Origin of the sequence: Paenilisteria portnoyi (assembly GCF_014322795.1) — a bacterium.
GTDB lineage: Bacteria > Bacillota > Bacilli > Lactobacillales > Listeriaceae > Listeria_A > Listeria_A portnoyi.
The window spans coordinates 1-1,993 of sequence record NZ_JAASTT010000036.1 but is presented as its reverse complement, the minus strand read 5'-3'; the positions used below and the strand labels follow the sequence as shown (position 1 = coordinate 1,993).

General features: G+C 37.6%; 2 protein-coding genes and 1 pseudogene. All 3 read right to left on the bottom strand.

The genetic code is table 11. The features are described 5' to 3' along the window. Positions 1-139: 139 nt before the first annotated feature. A pseudogene (locus HCJ66_RS16525) lies at positions 140-349 on the bottom strand (DUF5085 family protein); the annotation flags it as partial. Between the two features lie 330 nt (positions 350-679). Further along, positions 680-1,153: an SMI1/KNR4 family protein gene (locus HCJ66_RS15735; protein ID WP_187133997.1), complete on the bottom strand. Its 474-nt coding sequence runs from the start codon at positions 1,151-1,153 to the stop codon at positions 680-682. Positions 1,154-1,177: 24 nt separating this feature from the next. Beyond that, the coding region (locus HCJ66_RS15730) for an HNH endonuclease signature motif containing protein (RefSeq protein ID WP_246438759.1) at positions 1,178-1,993 on the bottom strand (816 nt) is incomplete at its 5' end.

Below are 1,993 nucleotides of genomic sequence, written 5' to 3'. Positions count from 1 at the left end.
GAACCAAACAAGGCATAGCTAAAACCACTTGGCATCGAGGTACCCCATATTGCACTATCCTTATCTGAATCGTAACCTATTTGTTTCACATATTCTTTAACATCTTCATTTTTTAATACCATATTATTTTCTCCTCCTGCTAATTTTTTCTGACTCCTACTTTTAATTGTGTATACTGCATCGATCTATCCCCAGCAAGCTCATGGAAAAAAGGGGTTATTTGCTCTAAGTTCTTCATATCCATGTGAGTTAGTATTTCGGCATATGCAAATTCAGTAAACTTTTTATAATCTCCTGTGTATCTTGACATGATCATTTGATCTATTAAAAAATAGCTCCTAAATGTTAGTTCATTTGATCCAAAATAAAAGTTATTGAGAGTATTTGCTTATTCAAAATACGGATTTAGCTGCGCAGCACCTGATAAGTTTTGTTCAAAAAAGGATTGCCATTGCATCCAGCGATTATTATTACAAGCTAGACTATCAAATTAATTAAATCCCATAACAGTCCATTCATCCACTATATCCCAAAAATTCAAGTTATATTTTGGAGCAGTTTTTGCAGACCATAGAGTAGCCTTGCCATCCCCCGCTGTATTATTGCCAAATAGCTCTTAATCAGGATTGATTAAGAGCTATCAAATTTTTACTACATGGATGTTACAAGGTATATTTTGTTACGCTTTAAGAATATCCAAAAACTCTTCAAAATTCTCACTGATAAGATAAGTTACTGGCTCCAAATCGGCCGATTCCTCATGATTCCAAACACAAACTGTTGGTTCAACCGTTTTTTCACGATAATCTAAACAAACAAAGTCCCCCGCAAATAATACTGCAATCGGCAATAATTCAGTTCCAATTAAATCCTCATCCGTAATAATTCTCTCATCAAGCTGAGTTCTCACTACACCTATATCATAATATTCATCTTCTCTCGTCCCAGTGACATTTAAGATGCATAAAAATCTATCTATTGCATACTCATGATTATTACATGTAAAAGTGTCCCTTATCGGAATAGCTCCACTAAATTTCTGAATAAATTGTTTATATGATTCTGGTAAGGCTATTCGCCATTTCTTTTCTTTTTCTGATAACAATTGACTATCTGGTAATGGATTAATTATAGAATCCTGTTTTATTTCCACTTTATTTTCCTCCTATCTTCACTATCACCTTGGGGCATCTGCCCACATTCCAGCTGTCCTTCCCCCATTATGAGGTGTAATATTGTGTATACCAAATGGAACTAATTCCATCTTACCAGGAACCTCGGTATGGTGCCATGTCATTCCCTTTGAAGCTCCTCCCAATTGCTCGTCAAGCCACTTAAATTGTTCTTTATCAGATAGCTTCCAGAGAGATTCAGGTAGTTCCAATGTTTCTTTAACTACACCCGCCCCAGCAAAATCAGCAAATCCATATCTCATACCACTTGCTTTGCGAACTGTGATTTCAGGAATATGTCCCTTCCCTACTGCCATTTCTTTTATCTTTCTTCTCTGAGATGCAGATAGGCTATCTCCACCAGGTATTGTATCATCCCAAGACCACGGCTTATTGGATTCTACAGTCTCTTTATAAATTTTTGCGTAATCTTCAAGGACATCGTCAAATTTTTTACTACCATCTATAAACTCATCAATATTCTTTAACTTCGGCCCACCGATTCCTCTAGCCAAAGTCTCAAATTTATGCGTGTTCTCAACTGAATTATGAGCAATATGAATTCCACCCGCAGAATCTTGCATAATTGCAATTCTCCGTGGGCTAAGATTAATTGTAGCAGTTGCGACCTCATCTGCTATTTTCCCAGCATTTATAGCCCCCGTCTTCAACTGTGCTTTAACTACATTTGCCGCCGAATTTTTTACATCACTCAACACTCGTGGCACATTCCGAATCCGCTCTGCACTCTCACGCAATGCCTGTCTTCCCATCGCATCCACATGAGACACTCCTTGCTTTGCCGTCTGCCGCAGTGTCAG